Here is a 22,171-nt window from a genome sequence, read left to right on the forward strand (position 1 = left end):
TGTGGCCTGACGGCCACTCGGAGGTGGGTCAAAATTAATGGCCAGTAGTGGGTCACTTTAATTGGCCACTAACAATGGCCGACAGTTTACGTTGTGGAAGGCGCTTCAGAACATTCAACGTGGTTGATGACTTTAATCGCGAGGCATTGGCTATCGAAGTAGACCTGAATTTACCCGCTCTACGGGTGATACGGACACTGGATCGAGCCGCTGCTTGGCGTGGCTATCCAAAGAAGCTACGCATGGATAACGGACCGGAGTTTATCTCGACGGCACTTGCCGAATGGGCTGAAGAGAATGGTGTAGAGCTGGAGTTCATCAAACCGGGGAAACCAACCCAGAACTCCTACATCGAGCGCTTTAATCGGACGTACCGAAATGAAATCTTGGACTTTTATCTCTTCTCTCGGCTATCAGAGGTACGAGAGATTACCGATAACTGGCTACGCGAATACAACGAAGAGCGACCGCACGAATCACTTGGTGATCTGACTCCCCGCGAGTACCTGGTGATCCATGAGAAAGGGCTGGATAACTCTAAAAACCAGTGGCACTAAAACGGGGAGGTTTACAGGATGTAATTATTTTTTTTTGATTTTGACCACAATATGGCTGATCGCATTCGTATTTATTAGTAATCTAGAGCAAGATTGGCTCCAAGAGTTGAGGCATCGTCAGCACTGGCGCTGCACTTATTATGAGGCGAGACAATGAACTTAAACCTCTCTATTCAGAGAATGATCCAACTCACAATTGCACTTACCTTTACCGCGCTTATGCTATTGCTCTGGGTTACTCATACTCAGCTGTCCCACGCTCGGATGGGTATTTCGAATGAAGAGCGGCAAGTTAATGCCATCTTTTCGCTTAAAGATAGCCGCTACTACGTCGTACAGATTCAACAGCTTCTGACCGATGTCGGTGCAACTTTAAGTGATGAAGCAAAGGCTGAAGCAAATGAAAGCATGAAGGGCGCCCTCCAGAGCTTAGATCGTTTGATTCAATTTGCTCCTGAGTTGTCTGAAAAAGCCGAAGCGCTTAAGCAACAGGTTCGCGCCCTCCATATATCAGGCGTAAAGATGGCTGACGCCTACCTCCATCATGGTACCGATGCGGGCAACAAGCTTATGAAAGGCAGTGGAGGCTTTGATGATGCTTCAGCCGCTTTAGCAGCTAACCTAGATCAATTGGCGCAAGAACTTGACCATGAATTCGAGTCAGCAGTTGCCCACACGTTGTCATCTGCAACAGCAACTGAACAGACTCTACTCTGGGGAAGTATCAGCATAGCGATGTTTATCGTCGCTATCATGTCGTTGCTTTATCGCCGTACTCTGACACCGTTAGCCAAATTAGAACTATCAATGCATAACATCGCATCAGGCGCCAAAGACCTGACCGTTACGCTCGACGATAGTGGCAACGATGAAATCGCAAAGGTTGCTCGAAGCTTTAACCTATTTGTCAGCAATATCCGTGAACTGATTAACGAGTTCAATGAAAACACCTTCCAGCTTGATACCGCCAGTACACACCTTGCCAATGCGAGCAACCAGACGCTGACGGGGATGCAGCGCCTACAGTCTGAAACCGATCAAGTCGCAACCGCGATGAATCAAATGCAGGCAACCGTGCAGGAGGTCGCTAGTAATGCCGAGTTAGCCGCACAAGCAGCCAGGGATTCTAATACACAAGCGTTACAGGGTGATATCGTCGTAAAACAAACCATTGAGTCGATTAATGAGCTTGCAAATGGAGTTGAGCAGGCAGCTCAGGTTTTGCATAAACTTGAAGCGGATACGGATAATATAGGCACCATTCTGGATGTTATCCGTGGTATTGCTGATCAAACTAATTTGCTGGCTCTCAATGCCGCCATCGAGGCTGCTCGTGCTGGAGAGCAGGGCCGTGGCTTCGCCGTTGTTGCTGACGAGGTCCGCACTCTAGCTCAACGCACTCAAGAATCTACAGGCCAAATTCAGCAGATGATTATTCAACTGCAAAGTGGCGCAAAAGACGCTGTCTCGGTGATGCAGAAGAGTAGTGAACAAGCGTCAAGCAGTACAGTTCAAGCGTCGCAAGCAGGTGAAGCGCTGATCCAGATAACAGAATCCGTCGCAACTATCTCCAACATGACTACCCAGATTGCAACCGCTGCTGAACAACAAACGTCGGTAACCAATGACATAAACCGTAATATCGTCAATATCAGCGATGAGGCACGTCTTACTGCAACCAACGCGGGCCAGTCTAATGAGGCTAGTGGCCAGGTAGGTAGCTTGTCTCAGCAGCTTAAGAGCCAAGTTAGTCAATTCAAAACCGTTTAAGCGCAGGCGTTTTAACAAGCAGTAAAAGCAAAGCAATGCCACGATGACGTATATCGCCTGCCTCTCTGAGAACTCACAACGCCGTCAGTGACATGACAGCTAAGTTTTAGTGTTCTGCGATACCTGCCCTCAGCAGAAGGCCTGAATCATGAGTGCTTCGGTATCAGTGGGCAGGTGTTGCAGAACACTAAAACTAACCAGCCATTAGGGGTATGGTTAGATGCATTGTTTGGCCATGCTTGCTTCTTTCAGTATTCTGATGCCACCTCGAATGACAACTATAGAAATGATTGCCCCAATGGCCAGGTCAGGGAACCTGCTGCCGAAGAAGTAAACCAGACCGCCAGAGACTATTACCCCTGTATTTGCAATGACGTCATTCATCGAGAATATCCACGATGCTCGCATATGAACGCCTCCATCTCTATGACGTGAGATAATGGCTAAACAGCAGATGTTGATAGCAAGGGCAATGAATCCTATCAGCATCATCAGATAGCTTTCAGGGTCGCTACCCATCACGAACCTTCGGATCACTTCAAAAATCACACCTACACCTAGCACAACCTGCAAAACGCCGCTGATATGTGCCGCCGAAGATTGTTCTCGCAGTCCCTTGCCTACAGCAAGAAGAGCAACACCATACACTCCCGCATCAGCGAGCATATCAAGAGAGTCTGCAATCAGGCCTGTAGACTCTGCGACCAGTCCAATTGCCAGCTCCAATACGAACATCACTGCATTGAGCAACAGCAATGCAATAAGAGCTTTTCGTTCTAGCGTTTCAGCTTGATCTGAACCACAACTACAACCGGGCATTTGTTAATACGCTAATGAGAGTTTTTGATTTTATTGAAAAGGGTGTCGAACTCTTGCTGGTCTATATCGCCTCTTGCAAGTCGCTCCTTCAGGGTCTGAAGTGCAGAGTCATCTTCTGAGACGCCTGAATGTCCCATAAACGACCTAATCAGAAAAACTGCCAATCCAATAAGAATGACCCAAAAAAGAACCATTGTAACCCCTCCCCAACCCATCATCCAAGGCCCGTTCCACATGTGATCGTGCCACATAGCAGCCTCCTTTTAATTTGCTTTAATATCAATTAGGCCTGTCTAATATTATAGCTGTATCTCAGCTATTTTGGATAACCTATTCTGCAATAGATGGAGACTAGTGGTTGAACCCTTAAAGGCAGCAAAATGCCCGTTGCAGGCATACGGCCTGCGGTGGAAAGTGTCTGCTTTGGAGTATTTGTCTAACGAATCTGCCAACGAATATCAGTGATCTTTAACGTTCTGAAATGGGGCCAGTACCGGAAACTTCTTCATCCAACCAGTGGACACCGCTCAGCTGATAGGCCATCACTAAGAAATCCAACCAGCAACAGATCTTGAAGAGGTGCTCAGCGGGTCAGGATTCCAACCTCAGAATGCAAATAGCCGTTCTTTGTTACAACTTTGGCGCTTGTGTTTGCGCAGACTGATTGGAGCCAAAGGTTCGCGGACGCGACACTTGGGCCGGAGGCCCTTCACCTCACCTTCGGTTTTTTGATGTATGGGGTCATCACGGTGTTTTTTGCCGGACTAACCCTGATGACCGGAGGCGGCCTAATTATTGGTGGTTACCGGCTGTACATAGACAGTCAAACATCTGCGTAAACCGTACTGGAATTCGCGCCCTGCGATTCAGTATCTGTAAAATATGCTCAACGACATTTACGCCCGAGTTCGGATATCACAATAGGAAGACGGTCAAAGATCGTTGCAATAGTTTGTTACTGGAGAGGTAAGCATGACTAAGAAGATGAAACCAGAGGTGATTAAGCGTTTCAAGATCCGTTCCTATATTTGCCTTGGGACGCTGATGACCATAGGGGTAGCCTGGATGCTCTGGAATGCCTTTGTGTTCGCAAGCAGTCCTGAGTTTTCCGCCAACGAAAAAGCAGACTTCACAATGGTTCAAAACATCCTAGATGGTGGCCCTATTTACTTTCTGGTGGCCACGATTCTGGCGTCTCTCTATTTTCGGATACGACTGGTAAAGCTTTCTTTGGACCCACGAAACCTTGAGCACTCCTAAGCATTGGAATTCGGCTACATGAATAAGCACGACCAACGCGGGATGTTAAACACGAGCTCAACTGCATCTGTATCTAACTGGTCCTGGGATGACTTCAGTGAAGCGATTGGGTACTTGGCGAAGGAATATGCTGCGACAACACCATTACGTGATTTGCGCGCCGACCGTACAAGTCGCTTTCAGGTAGCCTGCGAAGTAGCTGAAATCGAATGCGCTTTGAATGCTCGCTTCCACCCAACAAGCTGGGGCGGGAATGATGCACTTTTCCACCATCTCACCAATCCAGGTAGCAGATATCTGGACAGAGTGATCATAGGCATCATCGAGTGTACATTACTGGAAGCTGAAACAGGCTATCCGTGCAAGCCCAACCTCATTAGCGTCAGTGGGCTCGATGACATGGTGTATCCAATCATCCTACCGATTATTAAAGATCGTAGTCGGCAATTCACACAACCGAGTTGATGCAGGAAGTTCGGCCTGACCTGGTGCGCTTGAATCAAACTTAGAACACTGGAAAACCGTATGCCTAAGCGCTGCTACCCGGTACGGGAGACCGAGCAAAGGCCAGAGCCTAATTACTACTAACCGCGCTACGGACGTACAACAATGATATTTGCAACATCACCAAAATAGTTGTCATGGGTACGCGTATGGCATACACTGGAAGTGATAGCACTATATGTGGGAGAACAGACCATGAGAGCATCACGAAACATCCAGAGCCACGACAGCCGGACCCACGACCGGGGCGTAACGCGAAAAGCAAACCAGGTAAACGTCATCAAAATGCTGCTTGCAGTTACCCTGTTCATTGGCGCCATCATGGAAGTGGATATGCCACAACCAAAAGCCGCCAGCAGCATTAAAATGAACCTGGATTGCCCCTTAGTCAGCGAAACAAGAATGGACAACCAGGGTGCGTACAGCGTGAGCAAGCAACAGTGCTTCTGGCAAGCCAGCCTTTAAGAAGACAACCGGAATGTTAAAAGACAGCAAAAGCCTTTGGGGCACGCCATCCAGGCAGCCGGCCACCGATCAACAACGGCAAGTGGTTAACGCTATGGTGGCTGGCGGAGATCATGTGTGCATCGCATTTGCCGGTTCAGGCAAAACCGCCACCGGCGTGGAGGTGGCCCACCACATGGCGGGGCCCGGGTGCATGCTCATGTTCAACCGAGCCGCCAAAGATGACGCAACTCCCAGAATGCGGGCTGGTGTTGCAGTGAACACCGGGCACTCGCTGGCGTACCAACACGTAATTGAGCCCAGCGCAGGCTACCAAGCTAAACTCGAGGCTGAGCTGAACCCGGAAAACGGCCGAAGACTCAGCGCATCACTGATTGCCCAGATTCTAAACCTGGGCAGCACCAGTGACCCCGATATCCCGGCCGCCAGCCAACTGGCCATGGCCATCCTCAAAACCATTGAGGCCTTCCAAATCAGCCGAGAGCGGGAGCCCGGCCCCGAACATGCCCCATTGGACGTGCTACCACTGGCACTCCGCAGCCCCGATGCTGACGAAAGAGCCCACGAGGTTTGCCAACGAATCGCCGAACACGCCCGGGCGCTATGGCAACGGATGATCAACGAGCGCAGCGGCATCCCAATTACGCATGACACCTATTTGAAGATCCTGCAGCTTCGGGAACCCTATTTCAGCTTTGACTTCTGGATTCTCGACGAATACCAGGACACCACACCCGTCGTGGATGAACTGGTTAACCAACAGGAAGGCCAGAAACTTTATATTGGTGATCCGTACCAGGCCATCTATTCCTGGCGTGGAGCCATAAACGCGCTGGCAGGCCCAATAGATCGCGGTCTTCCGGTTCATTACCTGACCGACTCATTCCGCTATAACCACCAGATCGCCGGCATGGCCACCCTGATACTAAGAGCACTGGGCGAACCGGTACCAGTACGCGGCCAACCCAGGAATTTTATTCACCGGCGTGCCGATGACAACCACACCATCATCTGCCGAACAAATCTCAGTATCCTGGTACGCGCCGGCGAGCTCATTGTTCGCGGTAGCCCAGTATTCGTGGATGGCGGCATACCAAAATCGACTTACCAACGCATTGAATCAGCGCTGGCGCTTTTCCAAGGCCGCCCAAACGATGTCCGGATATCCACGCTGAGGCAGATGGGATCATGGACCGCCTTCGTCGATTACGCTCGAGGACTTGGAGAGCGCGCAGACGATATGATGAACCTGATTGCCCTGGTTGAGCAGTACCAGAGCCAACTTCCCGTTCTCATTGATACACTCAAACGCCGATTACCATACCGGAATCCGAGAAAGCCAGGCCAAACAACCCTGATCACAGCCCATCGATCGAAAGGGCGCCAGTTCGCACACGTTGAACTGGATCCGGATATCGGCCTTCCAGGCGATTTGATGATCAAAATCCAAAATCAGGCCCCGCTGCAGCCGAAGGAACGTGAATCCCTGCACCTGCTATACGTTGCCCTGACCCGGGCTGAGCTCAGCCTTGAACTACCCAAGCGAATTAAGGAGAACCTCAAACTCCTGCATGGCTGGTTTAACCGCGGTACCGATACAGCCGAGACCTTCACAGCAAAAACCACCATCCCCTTACCCAAAGCTCACGCACAAACCGCTCAACGCGCACGCACCGAAGCCTTCATACGAGCCCACCGACGAACCGATTGATCAGAATTCGGGGTTGACCAGGGAAAACTATAAGGGTACGCTATACGCATACCCTATAAAACCCTGTTGCCCGGAGTTTGATCATGACCCGACTCGCTGAAACTGAAACATACACCGACCGAGCAAAGAATCGGTACCACAAACACCCCCTATACAACGCCATATGGGTGGCCGACGCAGAACAGCGCATGAACTTCCTGCCGGCCTACTTTACCCACCAATACCTGGCTTTCGAACGGGCGGTCTTCCATATGGCTGACGGGACCATTGAGGATTCCCACGGTTACTGGGAGTACGCCCTGACCGCAGACGGTATTCCGTTTGTTTACCCGGCCTACAAAGTCATTGGCGATGACCTAAGCATCCGGATGTCAGTGAGCAACGCCTTTGGCGACAACACCCAGGAGCTGCATCCCGTGTTGGCAGGCATTCATACAACGATGCTGGCGGTACTGGCCATGATGCACGCCGTCGACAAGCTGCAGCTCAGCGATGAAGAAGAGTCACTACTCCACGACCGATACCACCAGCTGCGAAACCTCGGCCTCAAGCTGGCGAAAGCATCGGGAGAAGATCAATCCAGAGCGTTCTTCGTGCTTATTGATTGAATAGATCGCGACAACCAACCACCAACTCAACGTCTCTGACAGAAAAGGATCTATCACATGAACCCGGAAACTCATCAACACACAGCCACCCCCAAACTGTTCGATACCCCGAGCGGGCTCGGAGGCTCATTCACGGTGAGAGTGCTCGAAGAGCTGGAAGAAGGAAAGGTGCACGTCCAGATCTGGATGCCCGGGAATCCTGACTTCCACAGAAACACGTTCGTCACAACACGCGATGCCCTGAAACCAACTCGTCGACATAACCGGTGACCGGAAGGCCCCGCGGGGCCCGCTCGCCGAAGGAGAGAAAGCCATGAACCTGCCAAGCGCAATCAAACAACGTAAAACACCGCCCCTCAAGCGCCTGCGTGCCGGCCGGAAACTCTGCCGCATGCTTACGGACGCCATCAACATCCCGGTTGATAGCACCCAGAAGCGACACCCCTTCGGCCAGGCCTTAATGCAAATGCGCAAGGATGCCGGTATCACTAACCGGTACCAGTTTGCCGAGATCCTGGATATCACCGATCAGACGCTTCAGAAACTTGAGCAACAGCCTCTCAAATCCGGCAGCGCTCCGCTGATCAAACTGCTGGAAACATTCGGACTGGCGCTGACGCTGGAGGTCCCGGACCTGGATACCACTTTGGGCCACCCAGAACTCTCCCATGCGTTCTTTGCGGTCCGGTGCCGTAACGCTGACATGACACAGAGAACCCTCGGAGAGCTGAGCGGCGTTGCCAGGACGACCATTCAGAACTTTGAGAGCGGAAAGCCCGTCAAGCTATCCGTGCTCCTAAAACTGGCCGAAACGCTCGGGGCCCGGGTGCTTGTTGTCCAGGCTAGCCAGATCACTACAGCGGTTCCGCAGGATGAGCAGCTGGCGGCCGATCAGGCGAATGACCAGATTGACGATTCCCCGGCCGGTACAGAAGCGGACGGACCCATTGTTGTAGACCGCTACGCACCTTCGCTTTCCGAGATGCTTCGGATGACAAAGCCGGGGGCAGACCAGGCGGACGCCCAGAAAGCCGAGAGAATCCGCCGCGCCAATGTGAAGCGCGCCCCGTGGTACTGGGAAGGCGCTCGCCGACGCTGGGAGGTAAAGAGTGCCTAGACTCACCCGAATAGCTCCAGCCACAAAAAAGCCCGGATTACCCCTCACACCAAAGGTAACCCGGGCTTTCTTATATGCGCCCGATTAATTGCCGGCTTCAATCAACCAACTGATCAATTTCAGCGCGAAAAAGAGGATAACCGCCGCCTTAAAGAACCACCACGCCATTTCTCGCAGCGCCTTGTCATAGAGGAAAAGCGCCACACCAACAACCCAGAACACACCCCAGGCCACATCGTCCCCAAACATCACACGAACAACCAGAGCAATCAGACCGGCAATAGCCGCAATTCCGCCCACCTTGAGAAAGGCAATCACTGTCTGCTCGTTTGCTCGCTGATCCCGCTCCATATCCTTCATTTGCAATCTCCTGATTTCACGACCGAAATCCCGGCCGACTAGGTTCAAGTATTCCGAAAAAGGTGATGACACCGATTGAAAAAGGTACGCCATACGCGTACTATATATTATACACCAGCTACGGAGACCGCAAGCATGTTAGCTACCATTGAAGCCCAACCAATGACCTGGGTACCAAGCGCTCAAGCCCCTACCGCTTTTGCTGCAAAATGCCAACACGCCATCGACGCGATTAAGCAAGCCGTCCGTAACGTCAAGATTACTACGGTGGCGTGCTCTTGGGGCAAAGACAGCAGCGCCGTGCTCGCGTTAACCCTGGAAGCCTGCCGCCAGCTGGCCGAGGAAGGCATCATCGCCCCAGTCCGAATCATCACTTCCGACACACTGGTAGAGAATCCCTCACAAGCCAAGCTGAATGTTCGGATGTCGGTCCGGGCCATCGAGTGGGCTCAAGAGTTGGACCTGGACGTAAAGCAGGAGTGGGTAACGCCAGATCCGATTAACCACTACCTGGTGGCCCTGATTGGGGGGCGGAGCGTTGCAAGCGTCTCAGGCTCCGATGCGACGTGCAGCGTCGACCTAAAGATCCGCCCAATGAACAAGGTTCGCAACCGCTACGCGAAAATCTATGGAGCGCACAACATCCTTACCCTGATTGGCACTCGTCACGACGAAAGCGAACAACGCAACAGAGCAATGACCGCGCGCGGCGAAAGCGCAACAAGGCCAACCATCAGCGACAACGGAAGCCTGACCCTTTCCCCCATCGCGCACTGGAGCGAGTCTGACGTATGGCGTCTGCTCAATGGCTCACCACGGCAAACCGGATTCGAAACACTGGACTTTGCACCAACCATTGCCCACTACGAAGCGATGGGCCAGGAGACGTGCCACACGCTGTCTTTCAGCGACTCACTCAAGGCCGCAAAAAGCCCCTGCGGAAGCGCCCGGGGCGGCTGCTTTATCTGTCAGAAGGTATCGAAAGATCATTCGATGACAAATATGCTTGACCACTCCCCTCACTACGAGCCGCTTGCGCGCCTTTCCCGCGTCATTCGCGCCGGCCACTGGGTACCGGAGAATCGCAGCTTTCTCAGCAAAACCGCCGACGACCAGAACCGCATCCGCATCTTTTCCAACGCCTACTCGCCCGACTGGACCGCAAACCTGCTCAAATGGGTGTTGACCATCGATGCCCGGGAGGACGATCGAGCCGCAGCCATGACAGAAAAGCGTGGCAAGCCTGTCGAACGTCGTTTCCCCCGCCTACTGCAGCCAGAGCATGAAATGCTGATTGCGTTCATGTGGGCCCGGTATGGCGTTCAAGAGCCCGGCCGTTTCATTCGAATTAAAGAAGCCATTGCCCAGGGTAAGCGCTGGAACCTCCCCACTGACGAAGAAATTGATGCACTGGAAGCCAAGGCCAACAAAAAACTGATGGGGAAAACGCTCGGCCACCTCCACAGCCGCATCCCGGTGACCAAGCCAGAAGCATACCGGGACAACTGGCGCGATATGATCGATCCGGAATCCATGTGTGCACCGGACCTGATGCGTACCGAAAGCGGTGAGAGAGCGACCTATGCCAGCGGCAAAGGCGCAACCCATGACACAATCGCAGAGTCAGACACCATTGAGTGTGACCTGAGCTCACTTCGGGAAGCCGACGGCTCCCTGGGAATCACATACCACGACTTCCTGTGGTGGATGGAAATGGAACAAGCCGAAGGCACGCACACACATAACGATGAAATGAACTTTTTGGTCCGCAACGGGATCATTCGAGCGCGTAAGGGCTATCAAAGTACGCTTGCCGCATATCAGCATTACAATCTGGTGTTACACGATCTCCGCTGCCGCAGCCCCATAACAACGCTGGCGGACCTTCTCAGCCATCCGGATTTTGAGGCAGCGCCGGGTACCCAAAAGACGCGCGCAAGCCAGCCGAAAACCGAACAACTGGCCCTTCTCTGAACCCAGAGAAGAGCCAGGCCGATGGAGGTGGACCCGCCAGCCAGCCAGTCGATTCCAATATACTGTGTGATACACAAAGCAATTTCGCTTGCCAGCCAGCAAACGGACAGGAATCACCATGGACTACCTCAAACCTTCACAGGCGATTGCCTTAGCCACGCTTCTCATGATCACGGGCACCACACTCTCCGGATGCGAGTGGGACAACTCCGACGACTATGACTCCACCCCCACAACGGAAGATACCGAGACCCCGGACGGAAGCACCTCCGGGGAGACTGGTACCGACGCACCCGACAATCAAAACAACGATGGCGAACCTGACGAAGACACGACACCACCCTCAAACCAAGACACCCTGTTGTCTGGAACCATCACAACCACAGAGGCTATATCTAACGCCCTGATCTGCATCGACGAGAACCAAAACGGATCCTGTGAAGACGAGGAACCGCAAACCACATCGGACGACACTGGGAAGTGGTCAATAACCGGCCCCAGCGGCACAACCATTGACCCAAATGCCAGCATTATAGCCACCAACAACGGCTCAACCGCAGTGATGGCGGAATCTGGTGAGCCGGCTGACTGGAACTTCACGCTCTCGTCACCGGTACCCGGGGCAGGAATGGATACAGAGAATATCTCCTTGTCACCAATCTCCACGCTGGTGCAGACAGAAGAAGAATCCTCCCCCCTGATCACACCGGACATTGCACTGAAGAACGTGGCCAGCCAAATCGGGACCACGGAAGAGGCCTTGCGCTATTACGTCAGTCCGCCAGCCGACGCGAGCCCGGCAGAGCTTGCGGAATATGAACGCATCGCCCGGATTGCCATGGCAGCGCACGAGCTGGCCCTGGCGATCGACCTGCAGATCCCTGACAGCGAACGCGCGGAACTCGACCCGAAAGAACTCAATCAGCGAATCTTTGATCAGGTGAGCGACGCACTCCCGACGCTTACCCAGGACATCAACGAAACCATGATTGAAGACCCGGACGCTGAGACCTACGAGCCTGGTGATCTCATATCAAGCCCGGAATACGACGACTGGAGAGTGCCGCCTTCGACCGAACCACCCACCCCCACGGAAACCGAGTTTGAGGCCCGCGTGGCAACTGCTGAGAACACGTCCCCGTATTTCACGAAAAGCGGGTTTGAAATCTTCCCGATTCCGAATAGCCAGCTCTTTGACTTCGAACTACTACCGAACGACCTGCGCCCCGGGCAACTCTATTACGAGGCTCGCCGGAGGGTGATCACCCAAACTGACGGCGACGCCGCGGAAATGGATCTGCAGATTGCGGTACCAAGGAAAGCCTGGGGAGAAACGTCCACCACGTTCCAGGTAATTTCTGAATCATGGTGCGGAACCAGCCTGTTCGACTGCCAAACCCTTCGATCCCGCCCTATCTACCTGCGCGCACTTACCTGGACCGGATTCAGCTTCGCCACCAAGACCATCCAGCTCGGCCACAAAGGAACCCAAAATGTACTGGTGATGAACGAGCTTGGAGACCTGGTTGCCTCATCCCCAAGCAATGGATTCTCGACCAGCATGACACTCCGCGAACTCTCATTGGACGGTCTTGATGGGAGGGACGCGCTCAAGGAATTAACCGGTATAAGTGTTCCAGAGACCGCCAGCTGGTCCTTTGGAGGCGAAGCGAAGGCCTACACGTTCACCGAAACCCTGACCAGCGATGTAATCCTGTCTCAATGGCCAGCGGGCGGTACCGGCAACCTCTGCCCATCGCCCGGCTTACCTGACGCCTCGATCACTGGCAGCTGCAACCTCGTGTACGGTGAGTCCGGGAGAAGTACCGGAATGCCAGCTCATACGTTTGCCGATATCCTGTATCCGGTTTCTGAACAGACAACGACCTATAACGGAACCTTTGAGAACGGAAAGCCTGCGGACGCCCTACTCCTTTCAGGGCCCACCCCGGAGCCTTATGTCGCCCGCCTGTTTGGGAGCAGCAACGACGAAGAAGGCATCATTGTCATCGATCGCCTGACCGCAAATGGTTGGGAAACCATCTCGCTCACAGGCCGATGGGAAAAGACCATCGCCCCATTCCCTCGGGTTGAGCTATTCCTACCGGGGGGCCTCACCTATACGGATGCCCGTATTGGTTTCCACCTCGGACGCGCCTACCTCTTCGAACGACAAGGATATCTGCGGCACGGCTGGTCGATAAACAAAGAGATCAACCTGGACACACTGTTCAACCGGAAACAGATCAAGTTCCTGATGAACCAACAGGCATTCAACGAAACCGTTGCGGGACTGGAAAGCGGGGGCATCCTGGTTGAACACCCGTTCTACTCCGCGATCATTGATGCTCAGGAAGAAGAAGCGGCGAAAAACGATAACGAATAACCAAACCCTACATTTTTGGGCCATCCCGAATAGAGGCTTCGACTATTCGGGATTGGCCACCACCCTCAACCCTCTATGATGGCTATACGACAACCAATGAGCGCCGTGTTCGCCATGACCCACCAGACTCAACCGACGACCTGGACCAATCAGGGACACTTTCGACCGGACGACCCAACCCCGGCCATAGGCCTTCGGGTTGTCCGGGGGGCTCTGGTACCCGCAACGCAAGACGACCAGGAACAACTCAAACGACTCAACCTGTCACTGAACCAGGTCATTCACGCTCAGGTGGACTTCCAACGCACTCCCGCAGGCCTCAAAAAAATACACCGGCTGGGCCAACTTCTAGTCGAAAACTGCGAAATGTTCGCCCACATGGATTCCCACCAGGCGATCAAGGTTCTACAAAGCCTATCCGGCGTTGGCTGCGATGTTGTAAGCGTTCCGGCCGGGACACTGGCAGACCTGACCGGCCGAGAGTGCAAAGAGGATCCACGGAAACTCATTACGGTTTTCCAGCCATGGTCACTCTCGCCACGAACAATGTCTGGCGCCCAATTCGCGAGGCTGTATGACCAACTGTGCCGCTACATAGCCACAGATATATGGGAGCACTGCCCACCCGAAACGATCAACCACTGGGTAGAAGCACTACCAAGCTCCTGCCCGTAATTATCAGGGAGAACCTTCAAATGCCACCTCACCAAAGCAAGCCGATCATGCCCACCGAAAAGCAATTCCGGAAAGCACACAATCGACTGGCCGCAAAAATCGCAGCAGACAAAATGCAGGGGATTGAGAGATCAAGCGGGACACTGGCAATCAGCGATCCCGTAATAACACCATTTCTGCAGGCCATGAAGGAGGCAGGTTACACGCCAAAGGTAGGCGCCAGAGGAAGCCTGATAGTGGATCGGTGTGCCCGCTGCTCGAAGAATAGTGCCTATACGTTTCGCGACGCACAGCGAGATTTTCGGGCCTGCGCCAACTGCAGGGATTTAACGTAAGCGCAATGAACTTATGATCAGCGCTAAAGCCCCGGTGAGCTTCACCAGGGCACCCATCCCCATCGATGCAGAATCAACTCCGGCGAGGAAGAGTAACGTACCCATCAAGCCCATCCTCCCCAATTGGCAGCACGCCGCGGCCTTTTTTGTGGCGAACATGCATCACCACCATTATGGCGAGCCAGTTCATGGCAGCCACGCCCAATACGGCAGACACCACCTGAAAAAACGGTACATGAGAGAGCGCAGGTATCTCAGTGAATTGTGCAACCAACCCCAACAGAAAGGCCTGGAGCACAATGGGAACGCCAGAATACAGCACCGCCAACAACGACAGAGACCACCAATAGAAGTTACCGCTTAACCGGACGCTTTTTGATTTCGAGCAGCCGGCCTTCATCATCGTATCGCATGGAACCCAGATCATAGCCTTGCTCATGAAGAAAACTGAGCAACTGGGCGCAGACAACATCATTGACGCTGGCGCCACGAGAGTCCTTGTGATCATCAGGCAACATCTTCCGGTTGATCGGACCACGAGCCGCGCGCCGAGTCCGAGTCCCTTCCTCACCCAGACAGAACCAGCGAGCCACTTCAAACGGTGAGTAGGTTTCTTCCAGGGTGCCGATCGACTCTCTAAAGCGCTGATTCTTGATCTTCTGTTCCATCTTGCATGCCTTCTTCAAGCTTGTTTATCCAATGTACGCTAATAGTATCACCCGCCATCAGAATGAACAGAGCCAGAGGCATGCGCGAATCCCCATAGCTGGCTCAAAAAGCCCTTTTTTATATGGTTGCAATAAAACTAGAAATATCCAGAAAAACATTATGTTGCGGCCATTTCATGGTTGAAAAAGGTACGCCATCCGCGTACTATAAAACACATGGAGGGCTTGCAAATGACCACAGAAAAAAAGCAAATCGCACTATTCGACATCACTGACGCACCAGATCCCCGGGACAAGTTTGGCGAGATCGACCTGCACAGCTACGACCACTACATCGTGGCCATCAGCGGCGGAAAAGACAGCGTGTGCTGCCTGCTCCACCTCCTGGAGAACGGCGTACCTCGCAGCAAGATCGAACTTTGGCACCACCGTGTCGACGGCGGGAAGGACGAGCCACGCGTCTGGGATTGGCCCGTTACCGATGCGTACCTGGAAGCTCTGGCCCGGGCGTTTGAGCTGCCCCTGTACTACTCCTGGAAGGTGAACGGCATCACCGGCGAGATGATGCGACGAAACGAGCTGACCAAGCCGACGTGCTTTGAAGTACCAGGTGGACACACCGTCACCACAGGCGGTAACCGCGGCCAGGAAAGCACCCGTCGCATGTTTCCGGCCATCAGCCCAGACATGTCAAAACGATTCTGTTCAAGCTATACAAAAATCGACGTTGGCTCCAAGGCACTGACTGGCCAGACCCGCTTCTGCAACAAGCGCACATTGTTCATCACAGGCGAGCGCGCAGAAGAGAGCGCTAACAGAAGCAAATATCTGCGCTTCGAGCCGCACCGCAGCGACCGCCGTGAAGGGCGACTGGCACGCCACGTTGATGCCTGGCGCCCGGTTCTGGACTGGTCTGAGGCCGATATCTGGGCTTGCATGAAGCGCTGGGGGGTTCAACCACACCCTGCCTACATCCTTGGCTACTCTCGCTGCAGCTGTGCCTACTGCATCTTCGGCAGCGCCAACAACTTTGCCACACTGCGCGAAATCGACGCACAGGGCTTCCACCAGATGGCCGCTATCGAAGATGAATTGGGCCACACCATGAAGCACGGCGCCTCACTGCATCAGGTAGCGGACGCCGGCAAGCCCTACGCGGCAGCAACACCGGAGCGCGTGGCACTGGCCATGGGCACTACCTACGACCAACCCATCATCGTCAGCCCGGATCAGTGGGAACTCCCCGCCGGCGCCTACGGCGTGAATGACGGGCCGCAATAAGCGGTCCGCAACCCACTACCGGAGAACGACAATGCTCAGCAGTCCCGAACGCTTGACGACCCAACGACCAGACCAAAAGCCCGCAAATGACGCCGAGAACCGATCCCCCTGGGTGAGCTTCAAGAATCGGCCGGCACCCAAGAGGGGCGAGCGAGTACGCGTGTACCGAAACCTTAACAACGGCCAATACTCCGTTCGGGCGCTTCAAGGCCCGCACAAAGGCCTGGTATTGGGCTATGCGCCAGCCATAGAGCTAACCGATGCGAACCTGATCGTGCGAGAGAAAACGCGCCTGAAAGCTGTTGAGCAAGGCGTTCGGAATGTCCACGCGTGGTCAGAAGGGATCTTCGAGAGCTGCTGCGATCATCCGCCAGCCTCCGTAACGACAAAGCAGCTAAGGGTCACCTATTTCCCGTTCATTAAGTCGCACTTCTTCCTGAGAAGCCGGCCAGACCAGACAATCACTCGAATCGATCACGCCTGGGCCTATCAGGCAGACATCTGGCTGAGCGCCCCACCCGCGCCGCAGAAGCCGATCGGGGATTGATTTTTTATACTACAGTCCCTATCATGATTCTAAGGTCAGAGCCCGCAAGCCCCTGATCTTATTCTATGTGTAGTGTAATCCTCCGGTGCGAGAGCACCATATTCTCACAGGTGTCACGTGCATCTCCTGGCCCAACCAAACCGGTTGGGTTTTTTTTGGCCTCCCAAAAGAGCGCGCCGCCAGCGGCAAGCGCGACCTGGCCTGCGCCCAAGCAGGCCAGTCCAAGCAATCTCTGTCCTTCAATCGCAACGCGATTGCCTCAAAGCAAAAAGAGCGTAGCGCAAAAGCAACAATACACTCTGCCAAGCATCGCCAAACGCCACTAAACAGCTTTCATTGCGGATTCGTTTGATAAACTATCCACAGATCACATACGGCTTTTTAATCTGTTTATGCCAATCGCACGGCACATCAACAGCGCGAGACACATACGATGCCAACCACGACAAATATTCACATGCTGATGAAAGGCGAATCCGAGCTAGTCAGCGTTACTTCGACACTGGACGACATTGAGCGCGAACAAGCGAAGACACCCGGCCTCAGAGCCTACTTGAATGTTGATCCACTGGTTGTTGCTCAGTTTCTGGATGGCCGGATGCCATGGCAGGTCATTAAGTCAGACGATGCATGGCAACAGATCGCTCCCGCCATTAAGACCTTCCACGATCACATATCGGTGTACGAAGAAGCGGACACCCTCAGCACATACCACTCAATTCCTATGGACATGCCACCAGTCATTGCTCGGGAGCGCGGAGCAATAATGGAGAAGCATCCACAAATTGCCGATCTTCCGGCCGCTATCGAGATAAGCGAAATCATCATGGCTGCGAATAATCGCCGCCCCAAAAATGCCGACCTTTTCCGCCCAGAGTCCCGCGAAAAGACCTGGGCAGACCTTTACTCCATCGATCAGAAGCATTTGAGAGACCTAACCAAAACCATGGAGCATCAACTGATTGGCACAAGCCAGATCACCGGTCTCACCATGGACCTGGCCCGCCAGCAGGTAAGAGAGCTCCAGTTTGTCCGTGATGCACAGAACGATGACGACGTTCGCGACGCACCCAGCCTTTAATCCGGGAGATCAACATGCCAATTAATAAACGAACGCTGAATGAACTGGTCTCCCAGGTAAACATGACCGACCCACAAACAATCGACCGACGAACACTGGCACGGCAGATTTCAACGGCACTGTTTATGGCCCAGGAAACGGCCATCCCCTTCGACAGCTTTACCGTTAAGGTGCCGACAAGTAGTGACGGACGGTCAGATATGTCGTTGCTGGACCCGGCCCCAACACCTCGACACCGCCGACATCAGTTAATTCAGCAATATCAAAGAATGCAGGGCGCCTTAAACGATCTCGTGGAGCCAGAAAGCAGCCTTACCTCGAAAGTCGTGGTAACCAACATAGCCAGAGCATTTCAGAATTCGGTCAAAGTGCTAAAGGAGGTTTCCGAGCACGATCAGGAAAGCGTGGCCTTTCTTCCGTTTACACAGTCAGCAATCGGCCGGAAAAACCTCGCGCGGGCTATCGCACTGGCGAAACAGCAGGTTGGCATGCGCCCAATGGAAGCCCGACCAATCATTGACGCTGAAATGACACTGGCGTACCAGGAGGATCTTCAGAAATATCTCGATGAGCAATTCCCGGTAACAGGAAATGATGTCGCCAGGCCCAGATTAAACGAACGGGAGACCCTGATTCTTGCCCGGGAGTTCTACGAGGCGCTGGACGACCATGGCGACCTCGAAAAAGCCGCCCAGAGCATCAATGCGTTTCTGGTGGCAAGCGCCCGAGATATGCGATTTGATCTTCCGCTCATTGAGGGTGTGGCCACTCCCGAATACTGGCAACAACGCATTGTTGAAGGATTTGAAAACGCACCGCTTAGGGAAAGCTTCAACGAACTCATTGGCGCACCAACTCTGCGAGATCGTCTTCCCGTAGAAGCCGTGCTGCGAACACTGATCGATGCCGGTAAAAGCACCGAGTTCAACAATATTGAACCGACAATTCACTACCTGGATACGGATAGCCAGCTGGACTATGAACGGCTGATGAAGCTGGGTAACACGGAGGACAACCTTGTTCTGGTTTTTCAGGATGAACGAGGCCGCCCAGCCATCGCCACGGAACACAGCGCAGCCTCGGACAACCTGATTCGGGTATTCCGCCCTGAACACAACCCCATGATCGTCAGCTCGCCCAGGGGCACTGGGCAGGAACTTGAGGAAGCCGCTCAGAATCGTCTCGCCATTTTAAGCGACGCATCGGACAACCTACCGCCTAGCTTCAACCCAGAAAAAACGGCTGAGAAGCTTAGTAAGCTGGAAACCCGTTGGCGCAATGCCGTCAAAGCTCACTTGCCTGACGACACGGTAACTTTTGGCGATCAGCTCGCCAGCATTCAAACCGGCATCCGCGAAGTTGCCAAAGAAGTTCTGGTACCGGGCTTTGGTGGTGACGCAAACAAAGCCAACCTGCAGAAGCTCACCAAGCTCTGTGCGCTAACCGGGTATAGCGAATTGCGATCCACGAAGCTGACCTTGGGCCTGCCGGCGTTTGTCGGCTCTCGGTCATCGGCTGATCGACCCGACAGCGAAATCGTATTCACCGAACGCCCAGGCGAGCCTGAGAAATGCGATATCAGAATCAGGCGGCCGGAGGGCGAAACCCTGAAAGTCATTGCGGCCGTTCAAAAATCAGAGGCGAACCCAAAAGCCATAAAAGCTGCAGTTGAGTTCGGCAAAACAACCAGCCTCGCCAACCGAGCCTTCCCCGTGGGAATGGTGAGTTACGAAATCGACGATCTCGGTACCAAAGCCCTCAGTGCTGGCCACTGGCTATCAGAGGACGCGCGCGCACGTTGCACGGAAATCCACACCAGCGCCCTACCCTTCTTAAAATGGAAAGGCGAACCACTGTTCAAAGACAACTCCTACCGTGATGCTGACGAAGCCAGTCGACTCATGGCATCCACTGTTGCTTTGCTGCACGGGCAAACACTGGACGACCAGGAAGCAACCGTCGCTGGCGATCACGCAATGTCCGAGACCCTGATGCTCACCATTGATCTGGATGATCAATTTGGCTCAAAGCGATGCAGCCTGCCCACAACGATCTACGAGCAGAGCACCTTAGAGGATATTCGGCGCCACCTGATTCAAAAAATAAGCTACTCAGGTCTTGATGAGAACACAAAAAAGGTGATGTGCGACCGCGCAGCAGAAGCCAGCTGGGAAGCCGCCGAGTATCGAATGGCCGATGCCTACGAGGAACTGGAACGCCAGGAGCGCGAAATGGAGCGAATGGCACCTGGTTAACAGGAATAGCAACCAGGCGTATGACGGTGCACCACCCAGAGCGGCGCAGCACACGCGTATCATTGTGTAACAAGCTTGACCTCAATGATTGCCTAAAGACTGCAGGAGAACAATCTTAATGGCTGACCCCTTTATGACGGACCACAATGACCAAGCGAGCACATTCGGACTGTCGGCTTTCAAAACCGAAGATCTGAGCACAGAGTTGGCCCAGGTCACTCATGCACTGTATGACGGTGATCGCCGGCTAGATCCACGACTCCCGATGCCGGGTTTCCATGCGAAAGTCAGGCTCGCCAAGCAGGGTGAAAACACCCCCTGGACAAAGTGTGAACCGCTGGATTTTTCCCGCAGCGGCATGCTGATTCGGTCTACCACGACGTTTAACGAAGGTGATGCCATCTGGCTTGAGGTCGACACCAATGGTGCTTACACAGGCATCCCACCCTTCCAGGTAGGAGCCGTTGTTCGCCACACCCGGAAACAGAATGACCACCTATTGATCGGAGCAGAGTTTCGCCTTGGGTGGACAGCAAATATCCGGCGCATCCAGGTCGAAAACTCAATCTCGCGACTCGAGGGCTTCCTGCACGCCCTGAATATGAACCAATGCCTTGAAAAAGCCGGAGACAGCCAATGACCGCAAAAGGATCGTCGTTTTTCCTGGTCGCCGAGCTCGATATGCCATCCATTAAATGCGCCGGTTCATGGGAGCGGCGAGTAGCGTTGTGGGATTGCGCCCTCACGCTCGGTAGCACGCTGACTGAAATGGAAGAACGGAATCCGATGATGAATGGCGGGGATCCCGTTCGCCTGGAGACCAACTACAAGAGATTGCTGCGAATAAAAACTCACCCCAAGGATCGAAGCATTGCCCGGATCATGCTGCCTCACACGCCAGCACCAGACCGTTACAGAGATCAGATGGAGCTCCATGATGAGTTTGAAGCCCGGATCACGGCAATCCTTGAGTCCGAAAACAAAAAGCTCAAGGGTGCCAGTCTCAGAGCTGTCGGCAGCGCAAGAATCCGCCCCAAAGCTCCGATAGCAGGTCATGCCTGCCCAGAGGAAGTCTCAAGTGCGGAACAGGGGATGCCCGGGCAACGGATCCATTGGAGCAACCCCAAAACTGAGGAAGATCACCCCAACACGGTCATTGATCGCGTAGAGAACGACCTGGCACATTGCTTCGACGACAACGACGAAGAGTTCACCGTCAGAATCAGTCCAGCCTAACCAGGCGATAACAGGAGGCTTCCATGGGAATAGCCAGCTGGCGGTGCGCCAAAACCACCAAGGGCATACCGGTTCAGAGATTTCAGCTCACCGAAGTCATCGCGTTTCTGCCAAACGGTGACCGGGTAGCCGGATTCCTCGGGAACTACGAGAATCTTCTGTCTATCAGCAAAGTCGACGAAAAAAACGACCCCCTACCTGATGATCAGAATTTCCCGGAACACATAACCGGCTCCATTTTTGAGTTGTACGCACAAGCATTCAATCCTCCGCTCACTCCCCTGCCGGACGGCGACTACCGCCTGGCTGACGTTGATCGGATACTGGATAACCTGAAACTGGTTCTGGCCGAAGAGGTGGAGCCAACCGACACATTTGAGAATCTGCCGGTAAGCAAGCATGACCCCTGGGCCGGCTATACCTATGAGTACGACGAACAATGGATGCTGGAACTGGATCTTGCACTTGAGTTTGGGAAAGACCTTAACCTTGCTGAAGAAAGCGATCAGGACGAAACTACGCCCTCGCCCAGCCCATAAAAAAGGCAGACCAATTTTGGCCT

The 22,171-nt window shown here is 53.6% G+C and carries 22 protein-coding genes and 1 pseudogene; 19 read left to right on the forward strand and 4 right to left on the reverse strand.

The annotated features are described in order from the left end of the window. Positions 1 to 74: 74 nt before the first annotated feature. Both ARC85_RS18650 and ARC85_RS18655 read left to right on the forward strand, forming a co-directional pair. A pseudogene (locus ARC85_RS18650) lies at positions 75 to 557 on the forward strand (integrase core domain-containing protein); the annotation flags it as partial. A gap of 153 nt (positions 558 to 710) precedes the next feature. After that, entirely contained in the window at positions 711 to 2,327 is a 1,617-nt protein-coding gene (locus ARC85_RS18655; RefSeq protein ID WP_262668277.1) for a methyl-accepting chemotaxis protein, read from the forward strand. Between the two features lie 216 nt (positions 2,328 to 2,543). On the opposite strand, the gene ARC85_RS18660 is transcribed toward ARC85_RS18655, so the two are convergent. Further along, positions 2,544 to 3,146: a cation efflux transmembrane domain-containing protein gene (locus ARC85_RS18660; protein ID WP_286715808.1), complete on the reverse strand. Its 603-nt coding sequence runs from the start codon at positions 3,144 to 3,146 to the stop codon at positions 2,544 to 2,546. 11 nt (positions 3,147 to 3,157) lie between these two features. Next, entirely contained in the window at positions 3,158 to 3,397 is a 240-nt protein-coding gene (locus ARC85_RS18665; RefSeq protein ID WP_262668279.1) for an SHOCT domain-containing protein, read from the reverse strand. A 721-nt stretch (positions 3,398 to 4,118) separates the two neighbouring features. On the opposite strand from ARC85_RS18665, the gene ARC85_RS18670 reads away from it, so the two are divergent. From ARC85_RS18670 to ARC85_RS18700, 7 genes are all read left to right on the forward strand, one after another. Next, positions 4,119 to 4,406 carry a hypothetical protein gene (locus tag ARC85_RS18670; protein ID WP_286715810.1) on the forward strand — a complete coding sequence of 96 codons (288 nt, stop codon included), beginning with the start codon at positions 4,119 to 4,121 and terminating at the stop codon, positions 4,404 to 4,406. A gap of 18 nt (positions 4,407 to 4,424) precedes the next feature. Further along, positions 4,425 to 4,871: a hypothetical protein gene (locus tag ARC85_RS18675; protein WP_286715812.1), complete on the forward strand. Its 447-nt coding sequence runs from the start codon at positions 4,425 to 4,427 to the stop codon at positions 4,869 to 4,871. 234 nt (positions 4,872 to 5,105) lie between these two features. After that, positions 5,106 to 5,375: a hypothetical protein gene (locus ARC85_RS18680; RefSeq protein WP_286715814.1), complete on the forward strand. Its 270-nt coding sequence runs from the start codon at positions 5,106 to 5,108 to the stop codon at positions 5,373 to 5,375. Between the two features lie 13 nt (positions 5,376 to 5,388). Next, entirely contained in the window at positions 5,389 to 7,086 is a 1,698-nt protein-coding gene (locus ARC85_RS18685) for a UvrD-helicase domain-containing protein (protein WP_041657391.1), read from the forward strand. An 83-nt stretch (positions 7,087 to 7,169) separates the two neighbouring features. Then, complete coding sequence (locus ARC85_RS18690) at positions 7,170 to 7,694, forward strand: hypothetical protein (protein WP_011783178.1); 525 nt, start codon at positions 7,170 to 7,172, stop codon at positions 7,692 to 7,694. Positions 7,695 to 7,751: 57 nt separating this feature from the next. After that, the gene (locus ARC85_RS18695; RefSeq protein WP_041657393.1) at positions 7,752 to 7,964 is read left to right on the forward strand and encodes a hypothetical protein; all 213 of its coding nucleotides are present in this window, start codon (positions 7,752 to 7,754) and stop codon (positions 7,962 to 7,964) included. A gap of 43 nt (positions 7,965 to 8,007) precedes the next feature. After that, positions 8,008 to 8,811, forward strand: coding sequence for a helix-turn-helix domain-containing protein (locus ARC85_RS18700; RefSeq protein ID WP_011783177.1), 804 nt, complete (start codon positions 8,008 to 8,010; stop codon positions 8,809 to 8,811). A gap of 84 nt (positions 8,812 to 8,895) precedes the next feature. On the opposite strand, the gene ARC85_RS18705 is transcribed toward ARC85_RS18700, so the two are convergent. Further along, complete coding sequence (locus ARC85_RS18705) at positions 8,896 to 9,171, reverse strand: hypothetical protein (protein WP_011783176.1); 276 nt, start codon at positions 9,169 to 9,171, stop codon at positions 8,896 to 8,898. Positions 9,172 to 9,306: 135 nt separating this feature from the next. On the opposite strand from ARC85_RS18705, the gene ARC85_RS18710 reads away from it, so the two are divergent. The 3 genes from ARC85_RS18710 to ARC85_RS18720 all read left to right on the forward strand — a co-directional run bounded on the left by ARC85_RS18710 (position 9,307) and on the right by ARC85_RS18720 (position 14,206). Further along, positions 9,307 to 11,145, forward strand: a complete 1,839-nt coding sequence (locus tag ARC85_RS18710) for a phosphoadenosine phosphosulfate reductase domain-containing protein (RefSeq protein WP_286715816.1) — start codon at positions 9,307 to 9,309, stop codon at positions 11,143 to 11,145. Between the two features lie 118 nt (positions 11,146 to 11,263). Next, complete coding sequence (locus ARC85_RS18715) at positions 11,264 to 13,531, forward strand: hypothetical protein (protein ID WP_286715818.1); 2,268 nt, start codon at positions 11,264 to 11,266, stop codon at positions 13,529 to 13,531. 96 nt (positions 13,532 to 13,627) lie between these two features. After that, on the forward strand, positions 13,628 to 14,206 hold the full coding sequence (locus ARC85_RS18720; RefSeq protein ID WP_157680742.1) for a hypothetical protein: 579 nt from the start codon (positions 13,628 to 13,630) through the stop codon (positions 14,204 to 14,206). A gap of 688 nt (positions 14,207 to 14,894) precedes the next feature. On the opposite strand, the gene ARC85_RS18725 is transcribed toward ARC85_RS18720, so the two are convergent. Further along, entirely contained in the window at positions 14,895 to 15,209 is a 315-nt protein-coding gene (locus tag ARC85_RS18725; protein WP_011783382.1) for a hypothetical protein, read from the reverse strand. 231 nt (positions 15,210 to 15,440) lie between these two features. On the opposite strand from ARC85_RS18725, the gene ARC85_RS18730 reads away from it, so the two are divergent. From ARC85_RS18730 to ARC85_RS18760, 7 genes are all read left to right on the forward strand, one after another. Next, complete coding sequence (locus ARC85_RS18730) at positions 15,441 to 16,490, forward strand: phosphoadenosine phosphosulfate reductase domain-containing protein (protein WP_286715820.1); 1,050 nt, start codon at positions 15,441 to 15,443, stop codon at positions 16,488 to 16,490. A gap of 31 nt (positions 16,491 to 16,521) precedes the next feature. Beyond that, positions 16,522 to 17,037 carry a L5-gp82 domain-containing phage-derived protein gene (locus ARC85_RS18735; RefSeq protein WP_286715822.1) on the forward strand — a complete coding sequence of 172 codons (516 nt, stop codon included), beginning with the start codon at positions 16,522 to 16,524 and terminating at the stop codon, positions 17,035 to 17,037. A gap of 433 nt (positions 17,038 to 17,470) precedes the next feature. Continuing rightward, positions 17,471 to 18,118, forward strand: a complete 648-nt coding sequence (locus tag ARC85_RS18740; RefSeq protein ID WP_011783368.1) for a hypothetical protein — start codon at positions 17,471 to 17,473, stop codon at positions 18,116 to 18,118. A 14-nt stretch (positions 18,119 to 18,132) separates the two neighbouring features. Continuing rightward, positions 18,133 to 20,373, forward strand: coding sequence for a hypothetical protein (locus tag ARC85_RS18745; protein WP_286715824.1), 2,241 nt, complete (start codon positions 18,133 to 18,135; stop codon positions 20,371 to 20,373). Positions 20,374 to 20,491: 118 nt separating this feature from the next. After that, the gene (locus ARC85_RS18750; protein WP_286715826.1) at positions 20,492 to 21,013 is read left to right on the forward strand and encodes a PilZ domain-containing protein; all 522 of its coding nucleotides are present in this window, start codon (positions 20,492 to 20,494) and stop codon (positions 21,011 to 21,013) included. Then, entirely contained in the window at positions 21,010 to 21,609 is a 600-nt protein-coding gene (locus tag ARC85_RS18755; protein WP_286715828.1) for a hypothetical protein, read from the forward strand. The genes ARC85_RS18750 and ARC85_RS18755 overlap by 4 nt, the downstream gene beginning before the upstream one ends. Positions 21,610 to 21,632: 23 nt before the next feature. After that, positions 21,633 to 22,148, forward strand: coding sequence for a hypothetical protein (locus tag ARC85_RS18760; RefSeq protein ID WP_286715830.1), 516 nt, complete (start codon positions 21,633 to 21,635; stop codon positions 22,146 to 22,148). Positions 22,149 to 22,171: the final 23 nt, after the last annotated feature.

This window comes from Marinobacter sp. tcs-11, assembly GCF_002049515.1.
Classification (GTDB): domain Bacteria; phylum Pseudomonadota; class Gammaproteobacteria; order Pseudomonadales; family Oleiphilaceae; genus Marinobacter; species Marinobacter nauticus.